Origin of the sequence: Streptomyces abikoensis (assembly GCF_014648775.1) — a bacterium.
Taxonomy (GTDB): Bacteria; Actinomycetota; Actinomycetes; order Streptomycetales; family Streptomycetaceae; genus Streptomyces; species Streptomyces abikoensis.
In genome coordinates, this window is the sequence record NZ_BMRT01000001.1 from 950,302 (window position 1) to 977,192 (window position 26,891).

The 26,891-nt window shown below is 74.3% G+C and carries 19 protein-coding genes and 1 tRNA gene; 6 read left to right on the plus strand and 14 right to left on the minus strand.

Annotated features, from left to right (window positions below; all coding sequences use genetic code 11):
* Window positions 1–189 precede the first annotated feature (189 nt).
* Both IE096_RS04115 and IE096_RS04120 read left to right on the plus strand, forming a co-directional pair.
* Window positions 190–1,644 (plus strand): AbeC-like domain-containing protein, encoded by a 1,455-nt coding sequence (locus IE096_RS04115; protein ID WP_189448460.1) that lies wholly within the window; start codon window positions 190–192, stop codon window positions 1,642–1,644.
* A gap of 11 nt (window positions 1,645–1,655) precedes the next feature.
* Window positions 1,656–1,979 carry a hypothetical protein gene (locus IE096_RS04120; protein WP_189448462.1) on the plus strand — a complete coding sequence of 108 codons (324 nt, stop codon included), beginning with the start codon at window positions 1,656–1,658 and terminating at the stop codon, window positions 1,977–1,979.
* Between the two features lie 51 nt (window positions 1,980–2,030).
* Here IE096_RS04120 and IE096_RS04125 read toward each other — a convergent pair whose 3' ends face one another.
* The 12 genes from IE096_RS04125 to IE096_RS04180 all read right to left on the minus strand — a co-directional run bounded on the left by IE096_RS04125 (window position 2,031) and on the right by IE096_RS04180 (window position 17,991).
* A complete protein-coding gene (locus IE096_RS04125) occupies window positions 2,031–3,362 on the minus strand; it encodes a protein kinase domain-containing protein (protein ID WP_189448464.1) in 1,332 nt (443 codons plus the stop codon).
* The gene (locus IE096_RS04130; RefSeq protein ID WP_189448466.1) at window positions 3,362–4,246 is read right to left on the minus strand and encodes a PP2C family serine/threonine-protein phosphatase; all 885 of its coding nucleotides are present in this window, start codon (window positions 4,244–4,246) and stop codon (window positions 3,362–3,364) included. The genes IE096_RS04125 and IE096_RS04130 overlap by 1 nt, the downstream gene beginning before the upstream one ends.
* Window positions 4,243–4,908 (minus strand): vWA domain-containing protein, encoded by a 666-nt coding sequence (locus IE096_RS04135; protein WP_189449576.1) that lies wholly within the window; start codon window positions 4,906–4,908, stop codon window positions 4,243–4,245. The genes IE096_RS04130 and IE096_RS04135 overlap by 4 nt, the downstream gene beginning before the upstream one ends.
* Before the next feature lie 31 nt (window positions 4,909–4,939).
* Window positions 4,940–5,095 (minus strand): hypothetical protein, encoded by a 156-nt coding sequence (locus IE096_RS04140; RefSeq protein WP_189448468.1) that lies wholly within the window; start codon window positions 5,093–5,095, stop codon window positions 4,940–4,942.
* 77 nt (window positions 5,096–5,172) lie between these two features.
* On the minus strand, window positions 5,173–6,777 hold the full coding sequence (locus tag IE096_RS04145; protein WP_189448470.1) for a TRAFAC clade GTPase domain-containing protein: 1,605 nt from the start codon (window positions 6,775–6,777) through the stop codon (window positions 5,173–5,175).
* Window positions 6,774–9,143: a GTPase-associated protein 1-related protein gene (locus IE096_RS04150; protein WP_189448472.1), complete on the minus strand. Its 2,370-nt coding sequence runs from the start codon at window positions 9,141–9,143 to the stop codon at window positions 6,774–6,776. The genes IE096_RS04145 and IE096_RS04150 overlap by 4 nt, the downstream gene beginning before the upstream one ends.
* Window positions 9,140–10,483 carry a hypothetical protein gene (locus tag IE096_RS04155; RefSeq protein WP_229819901.1) on the minus strand — a complete coding sequence of 448 codons (1,344 nt, stop codon included), beginning with the start codon at window positions 10,481–10,483 and terminating at the stop codon, window positions 9,140–9,142. Before IE096_RS04155 ends, IE096_RS04150 begins: the two co-directional genes overlap by 4 nt.
* A 1-nt stretch (window position 10,484) precedes the next feature.
* A complete protein-coding gene (locus IE096_RS04160; RefSeq protein WP_189448475.1) occupies window positions 10,485–12,716 on the minus strand; it encodes a hypothetical protein in 2,232 nt (743 codons plus the stop codon).
* 162 nt (window positions 12,717–12,878) lie between these two features.
* Window positions 12,879–14,501: an FAD-dependent monooxygenase gene (locus IE096_RS04165; RefSeq protein WP_229819902.1), complete on the minus strand. Its 1,623-nt coding sequence runs from the start codon at window positions 14,499–14,501 to the stop codon at window positions 12,879–12,881.
* A gap of 72 nt (window positions 14,502–14,573) precedes the next feature.
* Window positions 14,574–16,940: an ATP-binding cassette domain-containing protein gene (locus IE096_RS04170; RefSeq protein ID WP_189448477.1), complete on the minus strand. Its 2,367-nt coding sequence runs from the start codon at window positions 16,938–16,940 to the stop codon at window positions 14,574–14,576.
* 59 nt (window positions 16,941–16,999) lie between these two features.
* Entirely contained in the window at window positions 17,000–17,818 is an 819-nt protein-coding gene (locus IE096_RS04175) for a maleylpyruvate isomerase family mycothiol-dependent enzyme (RefSeq protein ID WP_189448479.1), read from the minus strand.
* A gap of 88 nt (window positions 17,819–17,906) precedes the next feature.
* Window positions 17,907–17,991, minus strand: a tRNA-Leu gene (locus tag IE096_RS04180).
* Window positions 17,992–18,097: 106 nt separating this feature from the next.
* On the opposite strand from IE096_RS04180, the gene IE096_RS04185 reads away from it, so the two are divergent.
* Both IE096_RS04185 and fdhD read left to right on the plus strand, forming a co-directional pair.
* Window positions 18,098–19,459: a DUF2254 domain-containing protein gene (locus IE096_RS04185; RefSeq protein ID WP_189448480.1), complete on the plus strand. Its 1,362-nt coding sequence runs from the start codon at window positions 18,098–18,100 to the stop codon at window positions 19,457–19,459.
* A 64-nt stretch (window positions 19,460–19,523) separates the two neighbouring features.
* The gene (fdhD, locus tag IE096_RS04190; RefSeq protein ID WP_189448482.1) at window positions 19,524–20,354 is read left to right on the plus strand and encodes a formate dehydrogenase accessory sulfurtransferase FdhD; all 831 of its coding nucleotides are present in this window, start codon (window positions 19,524–19,526) and stop codon (window positions 20,352–20,354) included.
* Window positions 20,355–20,426: 72 nt separating this feature from the next.
* On the opposite strand, the gene IE096_RS04195 is transcribed toward fdhD, so the two are convergent.
* Both IE096_RS04195 and IE096_RS04200 read right to left on the minus strand, forming a co-directional pair.
* On the minus strand, window positions 20,427–22,928 hold the full coding sequence (locus IE096_RS04195) for a GTPase-associated protein 1-related protein (RefSeq protein ID WP_189448484.1): 2,502 nt from the start codon (window positions 22,926–22,928) through the stop codon (window positions 20,427–20,429).
* 180 nt (window positions 22,929–23,108) lie between these two features.
* Window positions 23,109–23,612: a MarR family winged helix-turn-helix transcriptional regulator gene (locus IE096_RS04200; protein ID WP_189448486.1), complete on the minus strand. Its 504-nt coding sequence runs from the start codon at window positions 23,610–23,612 to the stop codon at window positions 23,109–23,111.
* A gap of 145 nt (window positions 23,613–23,757) precedes the next feature.
* On the opposite strand from IE096_RS04200, the gene IE096_RS04205 reads away from it, so the two are divergent.
* A complete protein-coding gene (locus tag IE096_RS04205) occupies window positions 23,758–24,690 on the plus strand; it encodes a quinone oxidoreductase family protein (RefSeq protein ID WP_189448487.1) in 933 nt (310 codons plus the stop codon).
* A 278-nt stretch (window positions 24,691–24,968) separates the two neighbouring features.
* Window positions 24,969–26,888 (plus strand): sialidase family protein, encoded by a 1,920-nt coding sequence (locus IE096_RS04210; RefSeq protein WP_229819903.1) that lies wholly within the window; start codon window positions 24,969–24,971, stop codon window positions 26,886–26,888.
* Window positions 26,889–26,891 lie beyond the last annotated feature (3 nt).

The following is a 26,891-nucleotide window of genomic DNA, read 5'->3' on the forward strand; positions in this document are numbered from 1 at the left end:
GTCCCCAAAAATAGAAAAACCCCAGCGGAGCTGGGGTTTCCTCGGGTCTGGCGAGGTTTGGCCTCCCCTTTAGGGTACATGGACCCTTGTTGATCGTTTCCGGGCTCACCGGAGTGCTGCCCGGTGGGAGCCCCTTCCCATAGGGTGAGTGCGGCCCGGCGACCGGGCCGGCGCAGGGGAGGGAATCGCATGGCGCCGAGACAGCTGCCCCCGTTACCCCAGTACCGGGGGGACGCCGTCACCCGACGGCTGTGCGCGACGACGCACCTGGACGAGGGCTTCACGCACAAGGTGCGACGGGAGTTCCTGGACGACGGGCTCAGGGCCAACGGCCTGCCGCTCGGCGTCAACCTCATCGCGCTGGTACGGCACGCCGAGGCCGCCTGGCGGCGCCGGGAGCGGCGCGACCGGCTGCTCTCGACCGTCCTGCTCGGTGTGATCGGCTCGCTGCTGGGGCTCCTGGCGAGCCTCGGCGCCGGCGCGTCCACGGGCCTGTGGCTCTGCCTCCTGGCGCTCGTCGCCCTCTTCGCGGGCGGCGGAGTGCTGGTCTACCGGTCCGAGCACGACGCCCGGCAGGCGGCCCTCGACGCGTACCGGGACCCGCGCAAGCCGCAGGAGCTGGCGCCGGCCGTGGCGCCGGAGGTGGAGAACCGGCTGGCGGATCTGCGCCGGCCGAACGTCCTGCCGTACGACGTGCGCGCCGAGTCGACCAATCCCTTCGTCGGCAGCGGCAGGAAGATCAAGGAAGTCGTCTGGGAGTCCATCGACGTCAGCCGCCCCGCCGACTCCCCCACCGGCGGGAAGCTGGCCCTCGAACCCTTCGACGCGGTCGACCTCCACACCTACGTGGCGAAGAACATCAAGCACATCATCGGCCTGCCGGAGCTCAGGGCGCAGAACCGCCTCTACGTCCTCGGCACGAGCGCCCCCTATCTGCCCGCCCTGCTGCCCGATCCGCTGCGGCGGCCCGCCGCGCGCATCCCCCAGCAGTCCGTCCAGTCCGCGGCGGTGCGCTCGGGCGCGGGCATGCGCACGTATCTGAGCCTGGAGATGGTCGGCGAGGGCGGCAACGTCGTCGTCTCCATGCATCTGCGGGCCCGGCTCCTGCATCCCCGGCTGTCCTGGGAGGTGGCCGCCTATGTGGTGCCCCCGCTCCACGGCCGGTTCAGCGTGGTCCGCTACCTGCCCGTCGAGGGCTTCGAGTACTGGTGGAGCCTGCTGCGCTTCGGCATGTCGCACACCTGGCGGGGCGTGTGGGGCGCGCCCGGCCGCGCCGCCCGGCGGCGCGGGGAGCGGAAGCGGTACGCCCGCGAGCTGGAGCGGACGCGCCGGGCGATCTCCAAGCAGCACGCGGCATTCGACTACGGCGCCGACGACAGCCTGCGCAACTGGTGCTCCGACTGGAACGCCATGGGCCACACGGAACGCACCGACTCCCGGGACACCTTCCTCCGGCTCCAGCAGGGCGTACTGATCGCCACGGAACGGTTCCTGCAGGACCACAACGTCGACACCAGTGACTTCGACCGCGCCCAGCAGGTGATCGCCACCCAGACCTACAACATCTCCGGCGACATCACCGGCAACACCAACATCGGCGCCAACGGCCAGATCAACAACTACGCCCCCCAGGGCGGAAGCTGAGAGGAGCCCCCTTGAGCACGTACAACTTCCACGGCAGCATCTCGGGCCAGAGCAACTTCGGTGACCACGGCAGGATCGAGGTCCACCACGGCCAGTCCCCGGCCGAGGCGCTGCGGCTGGCCGGGGAGCTCGTCCGGCGGCTGCGCGCCGAGAGCCCCGGGCTCGCCGAGCCCGCCGACCTGGTGCGCGGCGAGCTGGCGCGCGCGGACGCCGAGGGGCGGTCCGTCGACCGGGGGCGGGTCCGGCAGTGGCTGGAGCTGATCACGACGGGGGTGGCGGCGGGCAGCGGTTCGCTGGCCCTGGCCCAGGATCTGGGCCGCGCCCTGGGGATGTGATCCCCGGGGATGTGAGCGTGGCCCGTCGCCCGTCGTTCGTCGGTCCGTCGCTCACTCGGCGCGGACCACGGCCCGCGCCCCGCCCAGGTCGATCTCCAGCCCGGCCCGCAGCGGCACGCTCCGGCCGGGCGGCACGTCCTGGGCGGTGCCGTCCGAGCGGCGGGCGCTCCAGGTCTTCGCGGACCGGTTGGCGAGGCCGAACACCCCCGGCTTCGTGGGGTGCTGGACGAGCTCGGCGACGACCGTGCCGTCCCCGTAGTCGTGGCGGGCGGGCTCGTCCACGACGTGGTGCTCGTGCACCCGGGCGGAGCGGCGCAGCCGCAGGTGGCGCTCGGTCGGCAGCATCGGCGTGGTGATCACCAGGCGGGGCGGCAGGACGAGGGTGCTGCCGCAGGACCAGCATGCGCGGGCCGTGGTGGACAGGGGCTCGGTCATGTTCTGTCTGCCGCAGTTCGCGCAGTCCACGATCGTGTCGCGGACCTGCCGCAGGGCGTCGCGCCACTGCGATTCGCGGACACGCCGGGACGGCTCGCGCAGCCCCTCGGTGAAGTTCTTGACGAACAGGGTGCGCAGCGCGGGCGGGACCACGGCCCAGGTGGCGAGGACGGTGCGCTGTTCCTGCGGATCGGGCGCGTTGCTGTCGTCGTCGGGGTCGAAGACGAAGACGGGGTTCCGGCCGTAGAGGCGTTTCTCGGCGGCCTCGTCGAGGCAGCGGATGGCGAGCTCCGCCCTGCCCTTGAGCGGGTGGTGGTTCATGAGCAGCATGAACAGCAGGACGGACAGCGAGTGGAGGTCGGTCTGGGTGCCGGGGATGGCGCCCGTGTCGCCGCGCACCAGCTCGGGGGCCATGAACTCCATGGTTCCGGAGATCCCGCTGGCCTCGCCCTCGACCACGGCGTTGTCGTTGTCGCAGACGAGGACGTCGCCGTTGGCCGGGTCGAAGAAGATGTTGCCCCAGGAGATGTCGCGGTAGGCGATGCCCCGGGAGTGGAGGGCCTGATAGGCCTCGACCATGTTCAGTCCGGCGGTCACCAGCGCCGTGGGCGTGGTGCGCAGCGTGCGGCGGAAGAGCGCGGGCAGGCCCTTGAACCGCTCGGGGCGGATGTCCATGAGGTAGCCGAACGCGTCCCCGGGCCCGGGGACGAAGGCGTGCGGCCACAGGAAGCGGTCGTCGTCGAAGTCCCGGCTGACCAGCTCTTCGACGATCTTCCGCTGCTCGGGGGTGGCGCAGCTCGGGTAGTACCACTTGAGGGCCTTGTCGCCGAGCGGTGTCGTGACGCGGTGCACCTCGCCCTGGCCGCCGGCTCCCAGCATCCCGGAGACGACGATCTCGTCTCCCGTGTCGGTGGTGAGCCGGGCGCCTTCGTCGAGCATGCCGGACATCAGTCGCTCTCCGTTCCTCGGTCCTGGTCCTGGGGGCCGTCCTCGGACGGGACCGCCTCGGGGCCGCCTTCGGACGGGCCCGCGTCGTCCGGTCGCCGCCACACGGCGACCGCGGTGGTGTCGTCGCCCGAGTACGAGCCGGCGTGGTTCAGCCAGCCGGGCAGCGCCTCGCGGATCGGCTCGGCGCCCTCCGCCGCCAGGCGTTCGTCCACCTCCCGGACGAACTGGACGAAGCCGTCCTGCGCCGCGAAGCTCTTCGACAGCCCGTCCGTGGACAGCGTCAGCAGGCGCGGCAGCCGCGCGGGGTCGGAGACGGGGGCCCAGTGCACGCGCATCAGGTCCCACGCCTGACGGCCGCACAGGGACTCCGTCTCGTCCCCGAGCTCCGGTTCGGCCGGGGCGAGCGGGGCGCGGATCCTGCCGTCCGCCTCGACGAGCATCAGATCGCCGTCGCCCAGCTGCCAGGCGACCAGCAGGCCGGGCACGAGGACCGCGCCGAGGAGCGTCGTGCCGTAGGCGAGGAGTTCGCCGCCCTTCGGCACGCCGTCCAGCGGCTCCTTGCGGACGTGCCGTTCGACCCGGTCCCGCCAGTCGCGCACGATCTCGCGGGGGACGCGGCCGCAGGCGTCGCGGTGGAGCTGCCGCAGGTCCCCGGAGTCACGGGCGCGGGCCGCGAACTCGCGTCCCCGGTGGAGGAAGACGTCGACGGCGTAGCGGGCGCCGAGCCCGCTGCGCGCGTGGGCGGCCGAGCCGTGGCCGTCGGCGACGGCCAGCACGAGCGTGCCGTCGACCGTGTCGTCGACGTCGTACCAGTCCTGGTTGTGGGCCTTGCCCGGCCCCCGGACCGACTCGTGGAGGATCTCCCAGTGCGGCGGCACGCTCACCACACGTCGTCGTCATCGTCCTGGAGCTTGGGCGGCGCGAACGCGGGCCCGAGCTGCTTGGTGCCCGCCGCCCCGCCGGCGACGGGCTGCGACGCGGCCTTGACGGCCGCCGTCGAGGCCCAGCGGATGGCGGCCGCCAGCTGCTTGGGGCTGTTCGCGTCCAGCACCGGGAGCTCGGGGTTGCCGAGGAACTCCTGGAGGACGCTCCGGTCGGCGTCCGCGCCGATGGCGATGGCGACCCGCACCGCCTTCTTGCCCCACGGGGTGGCGTCGATGGCCTTCAGGCCGGCCCGCCACTCGTCCAGGGGCTGGCCGTCCGAGACCAGGGCGAGCACCGGCTTGAGCGCCCGCTGCGGCATGGGCGGCGTCTCCAGTTCTCGGGCCACCAGGGACAGGGCCGCGCCGAGGTTGGTGCCGCCGTCGACCTGGATGTCCTGCCAGGTGAAGTCGTCGATGGGGACGGGCTGCGCCTGGTGCCACCGGGCGGTGCTGGAGAAGGTCAGGACCCGGACCAGCAACTGGGCGGAGGCGTTGTCGTGGGCCACCGACTGCATCTCCGGGATGGCCTCCCGGATCGCGTAGTTGAGCGTGCCTATCTTCTCCCCGAGCATCGAGTACGAGCAGTCGAGGATCCAGATGAAATGCACCGGGCGGCTCTCCATCGGGCCACCGGGAATGTCGCTCACGCGGGCATCACTCCATCAGTCCGTTCAGCGATAACAGGATGAACAACACGGTCGCGCCGACCGGGACGACGGCCGCCGCGACGAACAGGCCCAGCACCACACGGCGTTGCCGCGCCACATGGGCGGGCAGCGCGATGGGCGTACGGGTGGATGTGGATGTCACCGTGCGCGGTCTTCTCTTCCTCACCGTCCGACTCACCGTCCGAGCGCCCCGACCCTATCCGCAGGAACACGCCAACGTCACGCCTTTACCTTCCCGTCCGGCACGCGCACCTCGTCCACGAGCAACTTCCGCACGGGAAGTCCGGTTTGCCCCAGCAGCCACAGCACCGGCTCGGCGGCACGCCGCTGTTCGCCGTCGAGGGCGTCCGCGCCGGTGGCCGCGCGGGCGCTGACCGCCCAGTAGCGGGTGCGGCCGAAGGTGTGGCCGAGACCGCGCACGAGGTTGCCCAGGCCCACGCTCTCCAGCCACGCGTCGGTACGGGGGCCGGGGACGGGCAGCGACACCAGCCGGTCCAGCACGTCCCGTTTGGTGACCACCGTGGCCACCGGGGTGCGCCCCCGACGGCCCGTCAGCGCCTGCATCTCCCCCGCCAGCCGCTCGTACGTGGCCATGGGACCCTCCGGCGAGGGCCGGGCCCCCACGGCCCGGCCGCCGTCGTCGCCGCCGAGCCGCGAGCGCACACCGGGCTCGGCGAGCGCGTCCACGACCAGCACCACCCCGTCGGCGTGCGCGAGGTACTGCTGCTCGCGCACGGCCCCGGCGTCGCGGAGGCTCTCGCCCATCGGGTCGTAGAGGTACAGCAGCCGGCGGCGCCGGCCCTTCGAGACGAGGAGCATGAGGGCGCGGGGCTGCCGGCCGGTCGTGGCGTGGGCCCAGCCGTCGCCGTCCAGCTGCCGGTTGAGGGCGGCCAGTTCGTCCACGTCGGAGCGGGTGGCGCACGCCATGCCGAGCAGGCCGCGCCGCTCCCACGAGGCCAGCCCCGCGACCATGGCGGCCAGCAGCATCGTCTTCCCCGACGACGTGCCCCCGACGACCGGCAGGTGCACGGTCCGCACCGTGCCCAGCTCCTTGGGGAGCCGCTGGTCGCAGTGGGGGCACGCGGCCGCCAGCTCGCCGCGCCCGCCGGGCAGGCTGGTGCGCAGCGCCGTCCCGCACACGCAGATCCGGCGCAGCACCCCGAACCGGCCCGGGCGCAGCCGCTCGTGGCGCGCCCCGCACGTCGGGCAGCGGTGGACGGGCAGCGCGATCCGCCGGTAGCAGCCGGGGTGGGGGCAGGCCATCCGGACCCCTCGCAGCAGCCTCCCCGCGCCCTCCACGGCCCGGACGGCCACGGCCACGAACGCCAGGGCCGCGCAGACCACGGCGACGAACAGCACGAGGAGGGCCACGGCCTGCGCGAAGAGCAGCCCGGCGAAGACCGCCGCGAGGCCCGCGCCCGCGCCGACCCCCACGCCCACGCAGCGCATCACGGTCTGTGTGAAGCCGTTCTCCCCCAGCGGGCCGCTCGGGCGGCGGCCATGGAACAGGTTGCGGGTGGTCCGCCCGAACCATTCGTGGACCAGCGCGTACCGGACGGCGTGGACGCCGCTGAGCGTGGCGGAGCCGATGTCCGTCCACACCTGGCGGTACCAGTACGCGCCGTGGGCCGGTTCGCCCGCGCCGCCCGCCGAGGCCACCCGGGGATCCATGACGCCCGCCTGCCAGGGCCCCAGGCAGCGCCCGGTCGTGTACAGGGCGCGCCACAGGAAGTCGGGGGCGACGCGCAGGAAGACGGCCACCGCGACGAGACCGTTGACGAAGAGGAAGATCTTCGTCGGCCACCAGGTCAGCAGGTCCGTCATGGGCGTTCCTCCGTCGGCGGCTCGATGTCTCCGGGGCCGCGCGCCCCGGCGGTCCCCTGCCCCTTGCCGCCCCGGGCGCGCCAGCGGCCGCTGATCCTGCTGAGGACGCCGGGGCGGTTCCAGTCCTGGAACGCGGACGCCCAGGGCCCGCCCCGCCGCCGCAGGTCGCGCAGGAGCGCGTCGACGTCCTCGGCGGGCATGCGGCGCACCACCGGCCGCAGCACGGACGTGAGCAGCCCGGTGCGGATCTCCTCCCAGAGGGCGTCGGCGCCGGGCGCGGTCTGCCAGGCGGCGAAGCACTCGGCGGCGTATTCGGGCGTGCCGCGCATCCGGTCGGCGACGCCCTCCCTGCGGGCCGCCCGGTCGTAGGCGCGCAGGAAGGGCTCGTCGCCGCCCTGGACGAGGGCGAGGAGCTCGCCCTGGGGCGCGGGGGAACCGAGGAGCCGCTGGGCGAGCGCGGCGCTGACCCGGGTCTCGATGCCGGGTTCCAGGGGGAGGGCCTGGGCGCGCAGGGCAACGGCCCGGCCCGCGTAACCGGTCAGGGTCTCGCCGGCCGTCAGGTCACCGGCCAGTTCGAGCAGCAGGAGCGCGGCCCGCTGTCGGGGGGCGAGGGTGGTGGCGCGGTTCAGGAGCAGGGCCTTGGCGAGCTCGGGCGCTTCGGGGTCGTCGGGGTCGCTGTCGAGGGCGGCCTGGACGAAGGAGTCGTCCAGATCCGCGGCGCGGCACCACGCCTCCGGGAGCGCGGCGAGGAGGATGCCGGCCTCCACGGGCCGGATCGGGGTGTCGCCCCAGACCAGCCGGACGGCCGTGCGCAGCACCGACGGCTCCCCCTGGTGCTCGGCGCCCGCCGCTTTCATGAGGGAGTCGAGGAGCCCGGGACGGTCGGTGTGCGCGGGGTCCCCGGCGGTGTTGACGGCGGCGGCCATGCGCAGGTGGGGGTGGGGCGTGAGGTCGGCGCCCGGGAGTCCGTCCGCGAGGGCGCGGGCGACGGCCGCCGGGTCGCCCGTGGCGGCGGTCCGGTCGAGGGAGCCGAGGACGGCGGCCGCGAGCTCGGGGTGGGAGCCGAGCGCGGCCCGGACGGCGGCGCGGTCCTTCTCCTCGTTGTCGTCGAGGAGGACGGTGCTCATACGGGTCGTGAGGGCGGGCAGAACGGCGCTGCGGTCGAGGCGGAGCGCCTCGGCGAGGCGGTGGAGGGACAGGAGGACGGGCAGGGGCGCGTCGGACGCCCGCCCCAGCTCCGCGCGCAGGTCGCGCGCGAGGGGGTCCGTGATCGCGTGGCCGGCCAGGGGCGCGAACTCGTCGGCGAGCGCGGCCAGGGCCGTCCACTCCTCGGCGGTACGGGCCGTGCCGCCCGCCGCCAGCCCGCTGAGCAGCGCGAACCGGTCGGACGTCCGGGGATGCGTCACGGCCCGGCGGGCGGCCGCCGTGCGGCCTGCCGCGTCGAGGGCGACGCCCTCGCGGGCCGCCAGGGCGGCGAGGCGCCCGGCGTCGTACGGCGCGTCCGGGCCGGTGTCCTCCGGGTTCCGGACCGTCCCGGAGACCAGTTCCGGGAGCCCGGCCAGCCACAGGCGGGCGGCGACCGACGCCCAGGCGTCGGACGCCTCGCGCACGGGGCTGGAGCGGCCGCCCGCGCAGTCGTGGACGCGGAAGCGGCGGCCGGCGTCGGCGGCGTCCGTGTCGGCGTCGGGCGACGTGCCGACGATCTGCTGCCGGGCGAGCCCGGGGCGGCGGGTGTACGTCGTGAAGGTCAGCCGGTCGGCCCGCTCGCGCGGCAGGACGGCGCTGGCGACGGCGATCCAGTGCGCGACGTCGGCGCTGTCGCGCTCGACGACGAGGAGTTGCGGGGCGTCGGGGTCCCGGAAGAGGTTCCGTACGTCCGCGAGGAAGGGTTCGAGCCGCTCGGCGCGGGCGCGGACGAACTCCAGCAGCCGCGCCTTGTCGATGCGCCCGGCCGAGGTGGGCTCCCCCGCCGGGACGCCGTCCCCGGGTGTGCTGTCGGCCCAGAAGGGGGACTCCCACGCCTGGATGGGCAGCATGCCGCCGGGCAGGGCGTCGGCCGGGGACAGCCGGACGGCGTGGGCGTGGAAGTTGCCGTACCGCCCGCTGTAGTCGGTGCCGGTGTAGACCGCGCGGCACAGCAGCCTGCTGCCGTCGGAGAGGAGGTGGTGGCTGAACGCGATGGGGAAGCCGGCGAGTTCGCCGGCGGTGGGGCGGGCGGGGGCGTCGCGCGGCGGCTCGTAGCCCACCAGTTGCTCCACCTCGCCGAGGAGGGCGGCGGGCAGGTCGTCGCTGACGGCGGTGAAGCGGAAGCCGGAGCCGTCCGGGCCGGGGGCGGCGGACGTGTAGTGCAGCTGCTGGAGCGTCACGCCGTGCCCGCCTTCTTCTCCTGGTGGGTGGACGCCTTGTGGGTGGACGCCTTGTGGGTGGACGCCTTGTGGGTGGGCAGCAGGCCGCGGCGGGTCAGCAGCCACAGGAGGGGGTCCTCCACGCGGGTCGGCTGCGGACCGGACTTGGGGGCGTCGGCCGGGGCGTCGGCCGGGGGCGGCGCGCCGAGCGCGGAGAGGCCGAACAGCCCCACGTCCGAGAAGTCGCTCTCCAGCTGCCGGTGCAGCGCGCCGCCGTCCCAGCTCTCCAGCAGGGAGCGCACTTCCTCGTGGACGGCGGTGCGGTCGGCGTCGTCGAAGGCGCCGCCGTGGTGGGAGGCGTTGGTGTGCAGGGGGGAGTGCGGGGAGAGCAGGGGGCGCAGCATGTCGGTCTTGGTGAGGGCCACGGCGACGGGCGTCGACAGCCGGCCGCGCGAGCCGGCGCGGCCATGGCCGCGCAGCTGTGCCGCGATGTCGGCGGCGATCTGCTGGGGCGGCGTCTCCACGGCCGGCAGGGGTGGTCCGTCGCCGCCCGCGAGCTCGTCCCGGACGGACGGCAGCTGCAGGGGGTCGACCAGGAGGATGATGCCGTCGGCGGCGGCCAGGTAGGCGGTGTAGCGGTCCATGGCGGCGGCGTTGCTCAGGTCCTCGCCCGCCGCGTCGAAGAAGACCAGGGCGGTGTGTCTGCTGCCGGTGTGCTTGCCGCTGGTGTACTTGCCGCCGACGCCGAACCGGCCCCGGGAGGGGACGCTCAGCCGGTACAGCAGCGGGTCGTTGAAGCCGAGCGCGGCGGGCCGGGTGGCACCGGGCAGGTGGAGCCGCTCGTAGAGTTCGGCGGCCATGTCGCGGTCGCGGCGCTGGGTGTCCGCGCCCATCGCGGCGAGCGACGCCCGGTACGCGCCGCCGACGCGGTGGCGCAGTTCGTTGACGAGCACGGTGATGTAGGTGCTCTTGCCGGTGGCCTTGGCACCCACGAGGGCGATGATGCGGCTGTCCTGGTCGCAGTAGTCGCTGGGGAGATCGCTGTGACAGCGCCGGCAGACGCGTACGGGCGTGGGGACGCCGCAGTCCGGGCAGGCCGCCCGTCCGCCGGCGCCGCGCAGGGAGCGGAGGTCCCGGGCGCGGAGGTCCAGGGTGCGCAGGACGCCGGGCGCGTCGAAGACCGGGCCGCGCATCCGGGCCTGCGGGGGAACGCTGGGGCCCTTGAAGTCGGCCCAGACGTCGTCGCGTTCGGGGTCGCAGGTCGTACCGCCGCGCACGCCCGTCGCGGACATCAGGCAGCGGTAGCCGAGCCGGGCGGCCGGGCCTCGGGCGAAGCAGTAGGGGCAGATGACGGTCGTCATGTCAGCGCACCACCAGGTCCTTGTGCGGGGGCTCTTCGAGGCGTACGGCGTGGGCGTGCGGGCCGAGCAGGAACGCGCGGAGCGTGTAGGGGCGCCGGATTCCGGCGGCCTCCACGGCCTCCTGGACGTCCCTGCTCACCGGCCCGCCGGTCAGCTCCCCGCCGCTCAGGCGCAGTACGGGCGTGCCGTCGTCGGGCGTGCGGGGCAGGGGCTCGGCGGCGGTGCGGGCGACGAGCAGGAGCTCGGGGAGGCCCGGCGCGGCCTCCCCGACGACTTCGGCCCGTACGGCGACGCGGCGGCGCCGGCCGGGGAACCGTCCGCCGAGGCGCTCGACCGTGTAGGAGATGGCGACGTCGGCCGGGATCTCCGCCTCGGCGGGCGGGGGCGGGAGCAGCACGTCGGCGTCGGTGACGGCGAGCGGTTCGGCCCGGAAGCGCGCCGCCGAACCGGTCACGTCGATGTGCAGCCCTTCGCGGAAGTACGTGCTCCGGCCGATCCTGCGCTCGCCGGCCCGGCCGTCCTGCCACCAGCGGACGAGGACGCGGTCCGCCGCCCCCGGCCAGTCGAACGTCAGCCGGGCGCGGCCGGGTCCGACCCGGCGCACCGTCAGCGCCTCGACGGCCTCGGGGACGTCGACGCGCACGCTCGGGCCGGCCACGGCCCGCTCGCCGAGGACGGTGACGGCGGTGAGGCTGGCGGTGGTGCCACGCGGAGGCTGGAATTCCGCCGATCTGGGGCCGGTGCCGGTTCCGGTTCCGGGGCCGGTGCCGGTTCCGGGGCCGGTGCCGGTTCCGGGGCCGGGCCAAGGGAGTGGCGGTGGGAGCCGGTCGGCGGTGGTGGGCAGGTCCTCCCCGGCCCGGGGTGGCGGCCCCGGCCACTCCAGCAGGCGTACGTCGCCCCGGTCGCCGCCCGTCCAGCCGACGGTCAGGGTGCCCGGGGTGTCGCCCGGGCGTACGGTCAGGGCGGTCACGGCGTCGGGCCACGGGTGGACGGTCCGGCGGAGGACCAGCCCCGGCGAGCGGACCTCGCGACCGGCGGCGGTGCGGTAGACGCAGGCGATCCGGTACTCGTACGTGCCGGGCGCCAGGCCGTCGTCGCCGAAGCCGTGCGGGCTCGCGGCGATCTCGGTGGCGGTCGTCTCCGGACGTGGCCCGGTGCGGACGACGGTGACGCGGTGGGCCCCGGGCGGGGTGCGCCACGCCGCGTCGACGCGAGCCCGGGCGTCCGTCAGGCGCGCGTCCTCGACTTCGGGGGCGACGAGCACGTCCGGGCCGACCAGCGGAAGTCCCGCGATCCGGCCGCCGTCGAGCGGCAGGACGGCGTGGCGGACGCGCTCGCCGAGGGGCGCGGCGGTGTCGGTGAAGGTGCACGTGCCAGTGGACGTGCCGGTGACCTCCCCCAGCGTCACGGGGGCCTGCCCGGCGACGTACCGCAGGACCCGCCAGGCCCGTGCGTCCGGCCTCCAGTCCAAACGGACGCCGTCCGGGGCGGGTTCGGCGACGAGGCCGCCGTCGGGGCGGCAGGTGAGGATGAGGCCGCGCAGGGCGTGGGGATCGTCCTCGGCGGCCCGTGCGGCGCGCAAGTAGCGCTGTCCGGCGGCCGGCGCGTCCCCGGCCCGCTTCAACGCGTCCGCCTCGCGCAGCAGATCGTCCACGTGCCGGGCGCGGGCCTCGACCCGGGCGACGAGCCGGGCGAGCCCCTGGTCGTCCAGGGGCGTGGGCAACTTCCGGGACAGGGCGCGGGCCTGCCGGACCCGGCGCTCGCGCCAGGCGTCCGGCAGGGTCTCGGCGGCGGTGCGCGCGGCGGGGTCGAGGTGTGGCGCGTGCCGGGCGGCGAAGGCGAGGGCCGCGGCCTCCGCCGGGTCGACACCGAGGGCGACGGCGGCTTCGGGGCGGGGGCCTCGGGGGTCGTCCCGCAGCAGACGCAGGAGTTCGTAGAGGACGACGCGGCGCAGTCCCATCGGGTCCTCGGCGAGGACGGCGTCGTAGCGCGTCAGCAGCGCGTCCCACTCGGCCGGGCCGGTAGACGCGGCACGGATCTCCGCGAGGCGGTCGCGGTCGACGTGGCGGGGCCGGCCGCCCCGGCCGGGTACGCGCAGCCCGTCGAGGACGAGGAACCGGACGGCCGCGCGCCCGCCGGGGGGAAACAGCCCGTCGGCGGCGTGCCGCAGCCCCAACGCCGCCTGGCGCTGCCGGAGATCGTCATAAGCGGGCACAAGGGGCGAGACCGGCATGTCCGGAAGTGCCTGCGGCAGCCCCAGGATCCCCCCGAACTCCCGCCCCATCCGCCGCCGCCCCCGCGTTCCGATATACGTACGACATGCCATCTCACCAGATCGGAAGGCTTATTGCCGAGGTTTTCCGCAAGATCGGCGCCGTGTGCCCGGTCACCCGGGTCATCCCGGCGTCGAGCCGGTGACGGTGGCGAGGGCTTGGTGGAGGGTGTCGCCGGCCGGGTGGTCCCGCCAGCGGGCGGCGATGTGGCCGTCGGGGCGGACGAGCAGCGCTCCGTGCGGGCCGAGCCCGCACACGTCGGCGTGCTCGCCGGGCAGGGGCTCGACGCGCAGCGGCCAGGGCGCGGCGGCCGCCTGGCCCTCCCAGCGGGCGGGGTCCGGGGTGAGGAGGGTGAACCACTCGCCGAGGGCGTCGAGCGTGGAGCGGTGGTCCGTGAGCCAGAGGTGGGGCACGCGATGGCCCGGCTCGGCGGTGAGGACGTAGTCCGTTCCGCTGTCCGTTCCACTGTCCGTTCCGCTGTCGGACGGCTGGGGGGCGACGCCATCGGCCAGGACGGCGGTGGAGCGGTACGTGACGCCGAGCAGGAGGCCGAGCTGGGCGAAGAACCGGTCCGTCCAGGGGAGTTCGACCTGCTCCGGCGGCTCTCCACCGGCCCGGAGCTGTTCGCGGCGCCGGTTCTGCACGCGGAGCATGAGCTGGGCGTTGGCCACCGCTTGTTGGAGCGTCCGCTCGGCGACGGGGTGTCGTTCCGCCTCGTAGGTCTCCAACAGGTCCGGACCGGCCCACCCGTTGAGCACCCCGGCCAGCTTCCAGCACAGGTTGTGCACGTCGGAGAGGCCGGTGTTCATGCCCAGGCCGCCCGTGATGGGCATCGCGTGCGCGGCGTCGCCGGCCAGCAGGATCCGGCCGTGGCGGAGGCATTCGGCCACGAACGCGTTCATCACCCAGTGCTGGACCCGCACCACGTCGACCGGTACGTCGGCGCCGGTCCCGAGGGCGCGCGAGACGAGCGCGGGCCAGTCGGCGCTCGCGGCGCCCTCGGGGGTCGGGGCGAACCAGGCCCAGCCGCCCTCGGGGTAGACCGGGGCGAACAGCCCGTGCGTGGTGAAGTAGAGCCCGGCGGGCCGCTCGGCGCACCAGCGGTCGAGGTCGGCGTCGAAGACGACGGTGGTGAAGTCCCCCAGCGCCCCGGTCCCGGTGGTGCCGATGCCCAGGAGTCGCCGGACGGTGGAGTTCGCGCCGTCGGTGGCGAGGACGTAACGGGCGCGGACGCGGGCCTCCGCGCCGGTCCGGTGGTCGACGAGCGAGGCGACGACGCTCTCCGCCCCCTGGTCCTGGTCCAGGGCGACGAGTTCGGTGCCGAAGCGCATCGGTGCGCGCGCGGCGCCGAGCAGGGTGGGTTCGAGCCGGTCCTGGGAGGTGACCACGCCGATCACGGGGCTCTCGGGGACCGGCGCGTCGACGCCGATCATCGCCGCCGTCGCGAAGTCGCGGTCGTGGAGGGTGTCGCGGAAGCGGATGCAGCCGTACCGGGGTGCGAACGCGGCGTCCGCGATCCTGCCGGCGAGGCCGAGCCCGCGGTAGATCTCCATGGAGCGCACGTTGACCAGCCGCGAGCGGGGGAAGGGGGACAGCTCGGCGCGTTTCTCGACGAGCAGGGTCCGTACGCCCCAGCGCTCCAGGAGCGCCCGGGCGGTGAGCCCGACCGGCCCACCGCCGACGATCAGTACGGGCAGTGGGTCGTCGTCATCGCTGCCGCCGTCGGGCATGGGCATGTCCGTCATGGCAGCAATCTTCCGCACGGGGCTGCCGTCCGCAATGCCGATCCGCGCTGTCGGCCGCCGACATTGCCGACGTTACGCGCCGACGTACGCCGCGAGGTGCTCGCCCGTGAGGGTGGAGCGGGCGGCGACGAGGTCGGCGGGGGTGCCCTCGAAGACGATCCGGCCACCGTCGTGACCGGCGCCGGGGCCGAGATCGATGATCCAGTCGGCGTGCGCCATGACCGCCTGGTGGTGCTCGACGACGATGACGGACTTGCCGGAGTCGACGAGCCGGTCGAGCAGGCCGAGCAGCTGCTCGACGTCGGCGAGGTGGAGGCCGGTGGTCGGCTCGTCGAGGACGTAGACGCCGCCCTTGTCGGCCATGTGGGTGGCCAGTTTCAGCCGCTGCCGCTCGCCGCCGGACAGCGTGGTCAGCGGCTGGCCGAGGCTGAGGTAGCCGAGCCCGACGTCCACGAGCCGCTGGAGGATCCGGTGCGCGGCGGGGGTGCGCGCCTCGCCGGAGCCGAAGAACTCCTCGGCCTCGGTCACCGGCATCGCGAGTACCTCGCTGATGTCGCGGCCGCCGAGGTGGTGCTCCAGCACGGATGCCTGGAACCGCTTACCCTCGCAGTCCTCGCAGGTCATGGCGGTGCCCGCCATCATCGCCAGGTCGGTGTAGACGACGCCCGCGCCGTTGCAGGTGGGGCAGGCGCCCTCGGAGTTGGCGCTGAACAGCGCCGGCTTGACGCCGTTGACCTTCGCGAACGCCTTGCGGATCGGGTCGAGCAGCCCGGTGTACGTGGCCGGGTTGCTGCGGCGCGAGCCGCGGATCGGCGTCTGGTCGACGGACACGACACCGTCGTCGGCGGGGATCGACCCGTGCACGAGCGAGCTCTTTCCGGAGCCGGCGACTCCGGTGACGGCGACGAGCACCCCGAGCGGGATGTCGACGTCGACGCCGCGCAGGTTGTGCGCCGTGGCGCCACGGATCGCGAGGACGCCCGTGGGCTCCCGCACGGCCTCCTTGAGAGCGGTCCGGTCGTCGAGGTGCCGGCCGGTGACGGTGCCGCAGGCCCGCAGCCCCTCGACGGTGCCCTCGAAGCAGACGGTGCCGCCCTCCGTACCGGCGCCGGGGCCGAGGTCGACGACGTGGTCGGCGATCGCGATGGTCTCCGGCTCGTGCTCCACGACGAGCACCGTGTTGCCCTTGTCCCGCAGCCGCAGCAACAGGTCGTTCATCCGCCGGATGTCATGGGGGTGGAGGCCGGTGGTCGGCTCGTCGAAGACGTAGGTGACGTCAGTGAGGGAGGAGCCGAGGTGGCGCACCATCTTGACGCGCTGCGCCTCGCCGCCCGACAGGGTGCCGGCGGGCCGGTCGAGCGCGAGGTAGCCGAGGCCGATCTCGGAGAACGAGTCGAGGCTGTGCCGGAGCCTGTCGAGCAGCGGCCCCACCGACGGCTCGTCGAGGCCGCGTACCCATGCGGCCAGGTCGCTGATCTGCATCGCGCACGCGTCGGCGATGCCGACCCCGTCGATCTTCGAGGACCGGGCCCCTTCGCTGAGCCGGGTGCCGTCGCAGTCGGGGCAGGTGGTGAAGGTGACCGCCCGGTCCACGAACTCCCGGACGTGCGGCTGCATGCCCTCCCGGTCCTTGGCGAGCATCGACTTCCGGATGCGCGGGATCAGACCCTCGTAGGTCATGTTGATGCCCGCGATCTTCATTCTGGTCGGCTCGTGGTGGAGGAAGTCGTGCAGCTCCCGCTTGGTGAACTTCCGGATCGGCTTGTCCGGGTCGAAGAGGCCCGACTCGCTGTAGAGCCGGTGGTTCCAGCCGCCCGCCTTGTACCCGGGGACGGTGAGCGCGCCCTCGGAGAGCGACTTGGAGTCGTCGAAGAGCTGGGTGAGGTCCAGATCGGTGACCGCGCCCCGGCCCTCGCAGCGCGGGCACATCCCGCCGGTGCGGCTGAACGTCGCCTTCACCGCCTTCCGGGCCCCGCGCTCCACCGTGATCGCCCCGCTCGCCCGCACCGAGGGCACGTTGAAGGCGAACGCGCTGGGCGGCCCGATGTGCGGCTCGCCGAGCCGGCTGAAGAGGATGCGCAGCATCGCGTTGACGTCGGTCGCCGTGCCGACCGTGGAACGGGGGTCGCCGCCCATCCGCTGCTGGTCGACGCTGATCACGGTCGTCAGCCCGTCGAGGACGTCCACCTCGGGCCGCGCGGTGGTGGGCATGAAGCCCTGGACGAACGAGCTGTAGGTCTCATTGATCAGCCGCTGCGACTCCGCGGCGATCGTGTCGAACACCAGCGAGCTCTTGCCCGAACCGGAGACACCGGTGAACACGGTCAGCCGGCGCTTGGGGATCTCGACGCCGATGTCCTTGAGATTGTTCTCGCGCGCGCCGTACACACGGATCAGATCGTGACTGTCGGCGACGTGCGTCGTCCTGGACCTGACCATCGTGTCTCCATCCGCCGGACGTCCGATCCGCTCCAGGAGAACACAGGATCCAGCGGGATTCAGAAGGCCGAGTGGGCGAACCAGTGGGCGAGCAGGTCACGGTCGCCTTCCGAGTGGAAGGCGCCGCTCTCGCGGTCCAGGCGGCCGTAGAGGAGCAGGAGCAGGTCAGCCGCCGTTCCCCGGACCGTGGCGTCCGCGGTGTCCGGTCCGGTGGTGTCCGGTCCGGTGGTGTCGGTCACCGGACCGAAGCCGTCGGGGCGCAGGCGGATCAGCCAGTCGCCGGAGCCGTCGCCGTCCGTACCACCCGTACCCCCCGTACCGTCCATACCGTCCGTGCAGAGGAAACGGATGGTCCGGTCGGGGGCACGCAGTTCGGCGGTCCGCGGCGCGAAGAGGGACGCGAATGGCAGGTTGGTGAGGAACTCGTCGATGCCGTCCACGGCCAGGTCGCGGTCGATGCGCGGGGAGAGCCCGAGGGCGAGTTCCGCGTCGGCCCGGTGGACGAGGGTCTCGAAGAGCATGCGGCGGACCCAGAACCGGGCGTGCTGGTCGAGCCCCCAGGCCCACATGGGCGCGTCCAGGTCGGTGGTGGCGAAGACCTCGGCGGCCTGCGCGGCGCCGTCGGTCAGCCAGTCCGGGTAGCCGTCGGGGTGCTCCGGCAGGCGCAGGTCCACCTCCCGGCTGGTCGGCGGCTGCTGGACACGCCGGCGCAGCAGCTCGGTGAACCAGCGGTGCACGTGGCCGGTGTGCCGGGTCAGGTCTGCCACCGTCCACCCCGGGCAGGACGGCACCGGGGTGGAGAGGTCCGCTGCCTTGACCGTGGCGACGAATCGGGCCGTCTCGGCCACGACGGCCGCGCCGTGCTGGACGGGGTTCATGCCGATGTCCCTCCGTTGGTGACGCCCCGAGCGGGAAACCCGGGCGAGAAAAACAGAAAAACCCCAGCTCAGCTGGGGTTTTTCGCTGTGTCCGAGGGGGGACTTGAACCCCCACGCCCGATAAAGGGCACTAGCACCTCAAGCTAGCGCGTCTGCCATTCCGCCACCCGGACCAGGTGTCTGTCTCTGCGGGGTGTTCCCCGCGGCGACATGGATAACTCTATCAAGGATTCGGAGTGCCTTTCACCAGGGATTTCTTCCGGAGCATAGGGTCCGCACATGGGCAATACGGGACATCCTCCCCGCTTCCCCGCGCCCGGTGGCGCTCCCCGGCGCTCGCCGCGGCCGTTGTCGCCGCTGCGGGAGCATCTGCGGGACACGTTCTGGTTCGCCCCGACCGCGGGGCTGGTGGGGGCCGTCCTGCTGGCCCTGGGCGTCCTGGAGCTGGACCGGCTGCTCGTCGAGGCGCTGCGCGAGCAGGGGGCGTACGACGGCATCGCGTCGCTGATCGCGGTCGCCGACGACCTGAAGGGGATCATCACGACGGTGGGCTCGGCGATGCTCACCTTCATCGGTGTGGTCTTCTCGATCTCGCTGGTCGCCCTCCAGATGGCCAGTGGCCAGATGACGCCCCGCGTGGTGCGGCTGTACGTGCGCAGCCGGATCACCAAGTGCACGTTCACGGTGTTCCTGGCGACGTTCCTGTTCGCGCTGATGGTGCAGGCGGCGTACGAGTCCGGGGACGATCCCCGGACGATCACCACGGTGCCGGTGATCTCCGCCTCGGTGTGCGGGCTGCTGGTGCTGCTGAGCCTGGCGCTGTTCGTCGCCTATGTGAACTCGACGCTGCGGCTGATGCGGGTGAGCCACGTCATCGACCGGATCACCCGGGAGTCGTTCCGGGTGATCGACAGGCACGCGGTGGCGGAGGCCGGCCCGCCGGAGCTGCCGGCCGTCGGGGGCGAGGTGGTGCACCGTGGGCGGGCGGGGGTGCTGCGGGACGTGCACATCGCCCGGCTGGTGCGGGTGGCGCGGCGGCACGGGGTGGTGCTGCGGCTGATCCCGCGCATCGGGGACTTCGTCGTGCCCGGCACGCCGGTGCTGACCGTGCACGGGGGTCCGCCGCCGCCCGCGCGGGCGCTGCGGTACACGGTGTCGGTCGGGGTGGAGCGCACGTTCCACCAGGACCTGGGGTTCGGGCTGCGGCAGCTGTCGGACATCGCCCAGCGGGCCCTGTCCCCCGCCGTCAACGACCCGACGACCGCCGTCGCCTGCCTGGACCGGATCACCCAGTTCCTGGCGGCCGTCGCCGGGCGGCCGCTGGGGACGCTCCACCACCGCGACCGCCGGGGCCGGGTGCGGCTGGTGCGGGACCTGCCGGGGTGGACCGACCTCGTGGACCTCGGCTTCGCGGAGATCCGCGGCTGCGCCACCCGCAGCCCACAGGTCACCCGCCGCCTCATGGCCGCCCTCGACGACCTGCGGCTGCTCGCCCCCGAGGACCGGCGGACGCCCCTGGAGCGGCACCGTACGCTCTTGGTCCACGCCGTGGAGGGCGCGGTGCGGGAGTCGGCGGACCGGGCGTTCGCCCTGCGGCCCGACCGGCAGGGGGTCGGCAGGTCGGCGCCCGGCGAGGCGTGAGAGCGTTGCCCGGACAGACCGCAGGCATGCCATATCCGACGTCCGACCGTGGGGGCTGATCGATTTGGGACGGGTGACCGCACGCCGCCGCGTGATACGGGTCCGCGACGGGGCCGTGAACGCCCGCCCGGACACCCTGGTGACGGAGGAGCCGCTGGAGATCCGGCTGAACGGCAAACCGCTGGCCATCACCATGCGCACCCCCGGCGACGACTTCGACCTCGCCGCCGGCTTCCTCGTCAGCGAGGGCGTCCTGGGGAGCGCGGACGAGCTGGCGAACATCGTCTACTGCGCCGGTGCGACCGCCGACGGCGGCAACACCTACAACGTCGTCGACGTCCGGCTGGCCCCCGGCGTCCCCGTCCCCGACATCACCCTCGAGCGCAACGTCTACACCACCTCCTCCTGCGGCCTGTGCGGCAAGGCCAGCCTGGACGCGGTGCGCACCACCGCCCGCTGGCCCGTCACCGACGGCCCGGCGCCGCTGCGCCTCGCGCCGGAGCTGCTCTACGCGCTCCCCGACCGGCTGCGCGAGTCGCAGCGCGTCTTCGACCGCACCGGCGGCCTCCACGCGGCGGCCCTCTTCTCACCCGACGGCGAGCTCCTGGACGTCCGCGAGGACGTGGGCCGGCACAACGCCGTCGACAAACTCGTGGGCGCCGCGCTGCGCCAGGGGCGGCTGCCGCTGGCCGGGAGCGTGCTGATGGTCTCCGGGCGCGCCTCGTTCGAGCTGGCGCAGAAGGCCGTCATGGCCGGGATCCCGGTCCTGGCGGCGGTCTCGGCGCCGTCGTCGCTCGCCGTCGACCTGGCGGCGGAGACGGGGATGACGCTGATCGGGTTCCTGCGGGGCTCGTCGATGAACATCTACGCCGGGGAGCAGCGCGTGGCGGTGTGAGATCCGCGCTGTGAGATCCGCGCTGTGCGCTCCCGGCGCGCGGGGCGCTTCCGTCAGGCGCGGGACGTTCCGTCAGGCACGGGGTGGGCGGGCGCGCCAGCGGCCGCTGAGTCTGCCCAGCACCCCGAAGCGGTCCCACTCGTGGAACATCTCCGCCCACGGGCCGCCCACCTGCCGCAGACAGCGGCGGATCTCCTCGACGTCCTCAGTGGACATCCGGCGTACCTCGGGCCGCAGCACCGAGTTGAGCAGTTCGGTGCGGATCTCGTCCCAGACCGGGGTGACGTCGGGGGCGGTGTGCCAGGCGACGAAGCAGACGGCGGCGTAGGTGGGGGTGCGGCGCAGCAGGTCGCGCACCTCGTCGCCCTGCGCCTCGCGGGCGTAGGCCTGGAGCAGGTACTCGTCCTCGGCGAGGACGAGGTCGGGCAGCTCGCCGGGGGCCGGGGGCGGGTCCATGCACAGCAGGTGGCGGGCGAGGGCGTCGCCGAGCCGCTCCTCGATGCCGGCCTCCAGCGGCTCGGCCTGGCGGCGCAGGCTCACCACGCGCGCGGCGCAGCCGGGCAGGGCGGCGCCGGTGGCGAGGTCACCGGCCTGTTCGAGGAGGAGCAGGGCGGCGTGCTCGCGCGGCGGGAGCTCGGTGCCGTCGCCGAGGACGCTCTTGAGGAGGGTCTTGGCCAGGCGGGGCGCCACGGGGTCGTCGGGGGCGCCGGTGAGCGCCGCCCGGACGAAGGGCTCGTCCAGGCCGGCGGCGTGGACGGCGCCCGGCGCGATGCCCTCCAGCAGGACGACGGCCTCCAGAGTGCCGAGCGGTTCGTCGCCCCAGACGAGGCGGTAGGCCGTGCGCAGGACGGACGGGGCGTCCTGGTGCTCGGGCCCGGCGGTCTTCACCAGGGCGTGCAGCAGGGCCGGGCGGTCCTCGTAGTCGGAGTGGACGTCGGCGTAGCCGTCGGTGTGGTCGTCGTCGTGGCCGGCGGTGTGGCCGGTGCCGCTGTCGGCGTCGTGGTGGCCCGCGTTGTGGCCGGCCCTGTCCCTCGCGGCGCTCTCGGACCGGCGCAGGGCGGACATCGGCATGGCGGCGGCCATCCGGAGGTGGGGGCGCCCGGCGAGGTCGGCGCGGGGGAGCTCGGCGGCGAGGAGGCGGGTGATGGGGCGGGGGTCGTCGGTGGCGGCGGTGTGGTCGAGGGAGTCGAGCACGGCGGTGCGCAGCCGGGGGTGGGCGTCGAGGGCGGCCCGTACGACCTTGCGGTCCGGGGAGGCCTCGTCGAGCAGGGCGGCGGTCAGCCGGGCGGTGAGCACGGGCAGGACGGCCTCGTGCTCGACCCGCAGGGCCTCGGCCAGGCGCAGGAGCGTGAGGAAGCGGACGAGCGGGGTGTCGGGCGAGTCGGCCGCCCGGACCAGCTCGGACCGCAGGTCGCGTCTGAGGGGGGCGGCGGCCGAACGGCAGGAGGGCGCGGCGAACTCCTCGGTGAGCGCGGCGAGGACCGTCCACTCCTCGGGGGTGCGGTCGGTGCCGCCGGCGGCGAGGGTGGCGAGCAGCCGGGCCCGCAGGGCGGTGTCGAGGCTGTCGCCGGGCGCGTGACCACGGGCCCAGCGGGCGGCGGCCGTACGGCCGTTCGAGTCGAGGGGGATGCCTTCGCGGGCGGCGAGGGCGGCGAGCCGGTCGGCCTCGTCGCCGGGGCCGCGCCCGCCGCCGAGGCCCAGGGGGACGCCCGTACGGCGCGTCGCCTCGGCGAACAGGGCGGGCTGGCCCGCCAGCCAGATCCGGGCCGCGACGGACGCCCACAGGTCCCGCTCGGCGCGGGCGGGGCTGGAGGGGCCGCCGGTGCAGTCGTGGACCCGGTAGCGGTGCTGGGCGGAGGCGGAGACGTGGTCGAAATCGGCGTCGGGGAAGGCGCCGACGATCTGCTGCCGGGCGAGCATGGGGTGCCGGGTGTACGTGGTGAAGGTGAGCCGGTCGGCGAGGTCGCGCGGCAGGACGGCGCTGGCGACGGCGATCCAGTAGGCGGTGGCGGCGCTGTCCCGCTCGATGACGAGGAGCTGCTGGGCGTCGGGGGTGCGGAAAAGCGTCCGGACGTCGGCGAGGAAGGGTTCGAGGCGCTCGGCACGGGCGCGGACGAACTCGAGCAGCCCCTGTTTGTCGATGCGCCGGGCGGGGACGAACCCGGCCAGCGGCTCGGGGGCGCCGCCCTCGGGCGTGCGGTCGGACCAGGAGGGGGACTCCCAGGCCTCGATGGGCAGCAGGCCGCCGGGCAGCCGGGCGCCCTCGGGCAGGCGCACGGCGTGGGCGTGGAAGTTGCCGTGCCGGCCGGCGCGCCCGGGGCCGGTGCGGACGGTGCGGCACAGCAGTCTGCTGCCGTCGGAGAGGCGGTTGTGGCTGAACGCCACGGGGAAGTCGGCGAGTTCCTCGGTGGAGGGGCAGTCGGGGGCGTCGTGGGGCGGTTCGTAGCCGATGAGCTGCTCCGCCTCCCCCAGCAGGGTGATGGGCAGTTCGGGGCTGGCGGCGGTGAAGCGGAAGCCGGAGCCGTCGGGGGCCGTGGTGGCGGTCGAGGTGTAGTGCAGCTGCTGGAGATTCACCTGACACCTCGTCTCGCCTCGGCCCACTTGTATATGTTCTCCAGCCCTGTGTAACGGGTGGTCGGCCCGGACGGGCCGCCGCCACGCCTCTGACTTGCCACCGTCTTCCCATGGTCGCCCCACTTGCGGGTGACATCCCACCAGATCCTGGGCGTCGGCGCCCGGGCTTTGGCGGGAAGTTCAGCCGCCGTCCCGGGCTCCGCTGCCGTCCCGGTCGTTGCCGCCGTCCCGGTCTCCGCTCGGCGGGTTGTCCGTCACGACGCGGGAGAGGAGGGCCAGGAAGAGCTCGCGCTCGGCGGGGGTGAGCGCGGCGAGGAGGGCCTCGTTCGCCTCGTCGCCGAGTTTGGTGAGGCGGGCGAGCCGGCGGCGGCCGGCGGGGGTGAGCGCGATGGCGTTCTTCCGGCGGTCGGCGGGGTCGGGCGTCCGGGTGACGAGCTCCTGGGCCTGGAGGTCGTTGAGGATGCCGACCATGTCCTTGGGGTCGAAGCCGGTGGTGCGGCCGAGCTCGGCCTGGGCCACGGGGCCGAGGTCGGCGACGGCGGAGAGCACGGCGTGGTGCGGCATCCGCATGCCGTCCTGGGCGAGCGCCTCGGCCACGAGGCGGCGGCCGCGCGCGGAGGCGCGGTTGAGCAGCCAGCTGGGGAGGGCCTGGATGCGGGTGAGGGCGGGCTCGTCGTCTGCCATGGGACGAGCCTAGCCGAAACCGTTGGACTTCCCAATGAAGTCGTGTAGCGTAGGGACTACCAACGTTGGGGATTCCAATGAATTCCCGGCCTGACTGTGCGGGGGTGCGACGGTGCGTACGCGAGATGTGCGAGGTATGCGAGGTATGCGACGGGTCCGGTATGCGGAGACCGGCGGCCCCGAGGTCCTGCGGGTCGAGGAGGCGGCCGTGCCCGAGCCCGGGCCCGGCGAGGTGCTGGTGCGCGCCGAGGCGATCGGCGTCACGCTGCCCGTCGTCCGCAAGCTCCGCGAGGGCGGGCTGCCGCTGCCGACGGGCCCGGGCGGCGAGGTGGCCGGGGAGATCGTGGCCGTCGGCGCGGAGGTGGCGGGCTTCGCCGTCGGGGACCGGGTGACGGGGCTGTGCTTCACCGACGCCTTCGCCGATTTCGCCGTCCTTCCTGCGGCGATGCTCTCGCCGGTCCCCGAGGGCGCGAGCGCGGTCGACGCCGTGGCGCTGGTGCGGTGCGGGCTGGTGGCCCTGGGGGCGTACGAGGCGGCGCGGCCGACGGCGGGCGAGTCGGTGCTGGTGACGGCCGCGGCCGGCGGCTCGGGGCACCTGGCGGTGCAGCTCGCCAAGGCGCGGGGGGCCGGCCGGGTGGTCGCGGCGGTGAGCTCGGCCGACAAGGCGGAGTTCGCCCGGTCGCTGGGCGCGGACGAGGTGGTGACGTACGGGGACGAGTCCTGGGGCGACCCGGTGGACATCGTGCTCGACGCGGTCGGGGGCGAGCTGCTCTCCCCCGCCGTCGCCGCCCTCGCACCGGGCGGCCGGCTGGTGCCCTACAGCTCCGGCGGCGGGACGATCGAGGCGTACGACCTGCTGGTGGGCGCGAAATCGGCCATCGGCTTCCAGATGGCCCTCATAGCCCGTGGACGGCCCGAGCTGATGGAGCGATGGCGGCGGGAGCTGTGGGAGCTGTTCGCAGCGGGGCGGATCCGGCCCCGGGTGGACTGCGAGCTGCCGCTGGAGGACGTGGCGAAGGCTTTCGGGATCATCGAGTCGCGCGCCAACCGCGGCAAGGTGATTCTGCGACCCGTGTGAGCGCATATGGCGTCCGGTCCTTGTGAGAGGAAGGCCCGCCCCGTACGTTGACCCACCGGACACGTGGGGCCGCCCCGACGGCCTTGACGCGAAAGGGACGGGCCATGGCGGCGCATCCTTCCTCCCCCGGCACCTCCGACAGCCGAAGACCGAGCCGAAGACCGGGCGGAAGACCGGACGGGCGGTGGAGGGTCGGGCAGCGACGCGGCGCCCCTTTCCGATCCCCCTTCCCATCCCGCTTCCGATTCCCCTTCCCATCCCACTTCCGTGCCGCCGCCGTGTTCGCCCTCTCCGGCGCGTTGCTGGCTCTCGCCCTCCATCCCGGGGCGGCCGGAGCCGCCGGGGCGACGGAGGATCCGGTCGGGCCGGGAGGGGCCGGGTTCGACGAGCGGGTACTCTTCCGGGCCGACCAGGACCCCGGCTACGCCTGCTACCGCATCCCGGCCATCGTCACCACCACCCATGGCACCCTCCTCGCCTTCGCCGAAGGGAGAAAGGACAACTGCGGTGACGCCACCGACATCGATCTCGTGCTCAAACGGTCCACCGACGGGGGCCGCAGCTGGGGGCCGCTCCAGGTCGTCGATCCGGGCCGGGGCGACACCCACGGCAATCCCGCGCCGGTCGTGGACCGCCGGACCGGCCGGATCGTGCTCGCCACCACCTACAACGAGGGCCGTGAGGACGCCGGGAACTGCGACGTGCCCTGCGACCGCACCCCCCATCTCCAGTACAGCGACGACGACGGCGTCAGCTGGTCGTGGCCGCGCGACATCACCGAGGAGATCCGGCCCCCCGGCTGGAACTCCTGGTACGCCACGGGCCCCGGGCACGGCGTCCAGCTCGGCCACGGGCCCCATGAGGGGCGGCTGGTCATCGGCCTCAACGCCGAGAGCCACGACGGCACCCGCACCTCCGCCAACCACGCGGCGCTCGCCCTCAGCGACGACGGCGGGGCCCACTGGCGGCTGGGCGCGGTCGACACGTACCCCGTCGCGGCCGACCGGACGTACCGTCAGAAGCCCTCCGAGCTGACGCTCGCCGAGCGGAGCGACGGCGCGGTCTACGCGGGCGGGCGCGAGCAGGACGGCACGGAGCTGGGCAACCGGGACGACGCCGTGAGCGGGGACGGCGGGGAGAGCTTCGACGCGCCGTTCCGGCCCCTGCCCGACCTCTACTCCCCCATGGTGCAGGGGGCGGTGCTCTCGCTGCGGCCCGGGCGCTGGCTGTTCTCGGCACCGGCCGACCCGGACCGCCGCCGCACGATGACCGTCCGCTCCTCCTACGACGAGGGGCGCACGTGGGAGAGCGCCGAGCGGGGGCGGCGGGTCACCGCCGACTGGTCCGGCTACTCGGACATGGCGGTCATCGGGCCGGACACGACCGGTCTGCTCTACGAGGCGGGCAGGGCCGACGCGCGCCAGGAGATCCGCTTCGCGCGGTTCACCGAGGAGTGGCTCGGCCCCCGGCGCGGCCCGGACCCGACGACGCCGGACCGGGCGCCCGGCGGCACCGGGGCGTACGTCCTCGGGGGCGCCCGTCCGGTGGGGGGCCGGTTCGGGGGCGGGCTCGGCTTCGACGGGGCGGACTCCGCCGTGCGTCTGCCCTACCGGGCCGAGCTGCCGCTGGGCACCCGGGACTTCACGGCGGCCCTGTGGTTCCGCTACCGGGCGGCGGCGGTCAGGGACGAGCAGCCCCTGCTGTGGATGGGCGGGGTCGGGGGCGCACCGCAGGTGGCGCTGCGCGGGGAGCCGGGCACCGGCCGGGTGACCGGCCAGGTGACGGCGCTGGCGCCGGGCCCGGGCCCGTCCCGTACGGCGACGGTACGGTCGGCCGGCGCGTACGGCGACGGACGTTGGCACCATGCGGCCCTGCGGCGTTCCGGCGGCCGGCTGACCCTCACCGTGGACGGTGCCTCGGCGTCGGTGCCGGACGTCCCGGGGGCGGTGAGCCGTAACTCGACGTTCGGGGTGCACCTGGGCCAGAAGCCGGACACCCGCGCGTTCCTGACGGGTGATCTGGACGAGGTACGGGTCTACGGCCGGGCCCTGACCGACGCGGAGCTGGCGGCCGTACGCACCCGCAACACACCGGTCGCCCGCCGGGACGCGGTGCTGTGGCTGCCGCTGGACCGGATCGACGAGCCCCGTAAGGGGCGCGAGGAACTGCGCGACCAGCCCCCACCGGCCCGCAGGTGAGCG

Coding starts and splice junctions, on each gene's coding strand:
- IE096_RS04115 (WP_189448460.1), top strand. CDS start 190: ATGGCGCCGAGACAGCTGCCCCCGTTACCCCAGTACCGGGGGGACGCC.
- IE096_RS04125 (WP_189448464.1), bottom strand. CDS start 3,362: ATGTCCGGCATGCTCGACGAAGGCGCCCGGCTCACCACCGACACGGGA.
- IE096_RS04135 (WP_189449576.1), bottom strand. CDS start 4,908: ATGGAGAGCCGCCCGGTGCATTTCATCTGGATCCTCGACTGCTCGTAC.
- IE096_RS04145 (WP_189448470.1), bottom strand. CDS start 6,777: ATGACGGACCTGCTGACCTGGTGGCCGACGAAGATCTTCCTCTTCGTC.
- IE096_RS04155 (WP_229819901.1), bottom strand. CDS start 10,483: ATGACGACCGTCATCTGCCCCTACTGCTTCGCCCGAGGCCCGGCCGCC.
- IE096_RS04160 (WP_189448475.1), bottom strand. CDS start 12,716: ATGCCGGTCTCGCCCCTTGTGCCCGCTTATGACGATCTCCGGCAGCGC.
- IE096_RS04165 (WP_229819902.1), bottom strand. CDS start 14,501: ATGACGGACATGCCCATGCCCGACGGCGGCAGCGATGACGACGACCCA.
- IE096_RS04170 (WP_189448477.1), bottom strand. CDS start 16,940: ATGGTCAGGTCCAGGACGACGCACGTCGCCGACAGTCACGATCTGATC.
- IE096_RS04175 (WP_189448479.1), bottom strand. CDS start 17,818: ATGAACCCCGTCCAGCACGGCGCGGCCGTCGTGGCCGAGACGGCCCGA.
- IE096_RS04185 (WP_189448480.1), top strand. CDS start 18,098: ATGGGCAATACGGGACATCCTCCCCGCTTCCCCGCGCCCGGTGGCGCT.
- IE096_RS04200 (WP_189448486.1), bottom strand. CDS start 23,612: ATGGCAGACGACGAGCCCGCCCTCACCCGCATCCAGGCCCTCCCCAGC.
- IE096_RS04205 (WP_189448487.1), top strand. CDS start 23,758: ATGCGACGGGTCCGGTATGCGGAGACCGGCGGCCCCGAGGTCCTGCGG.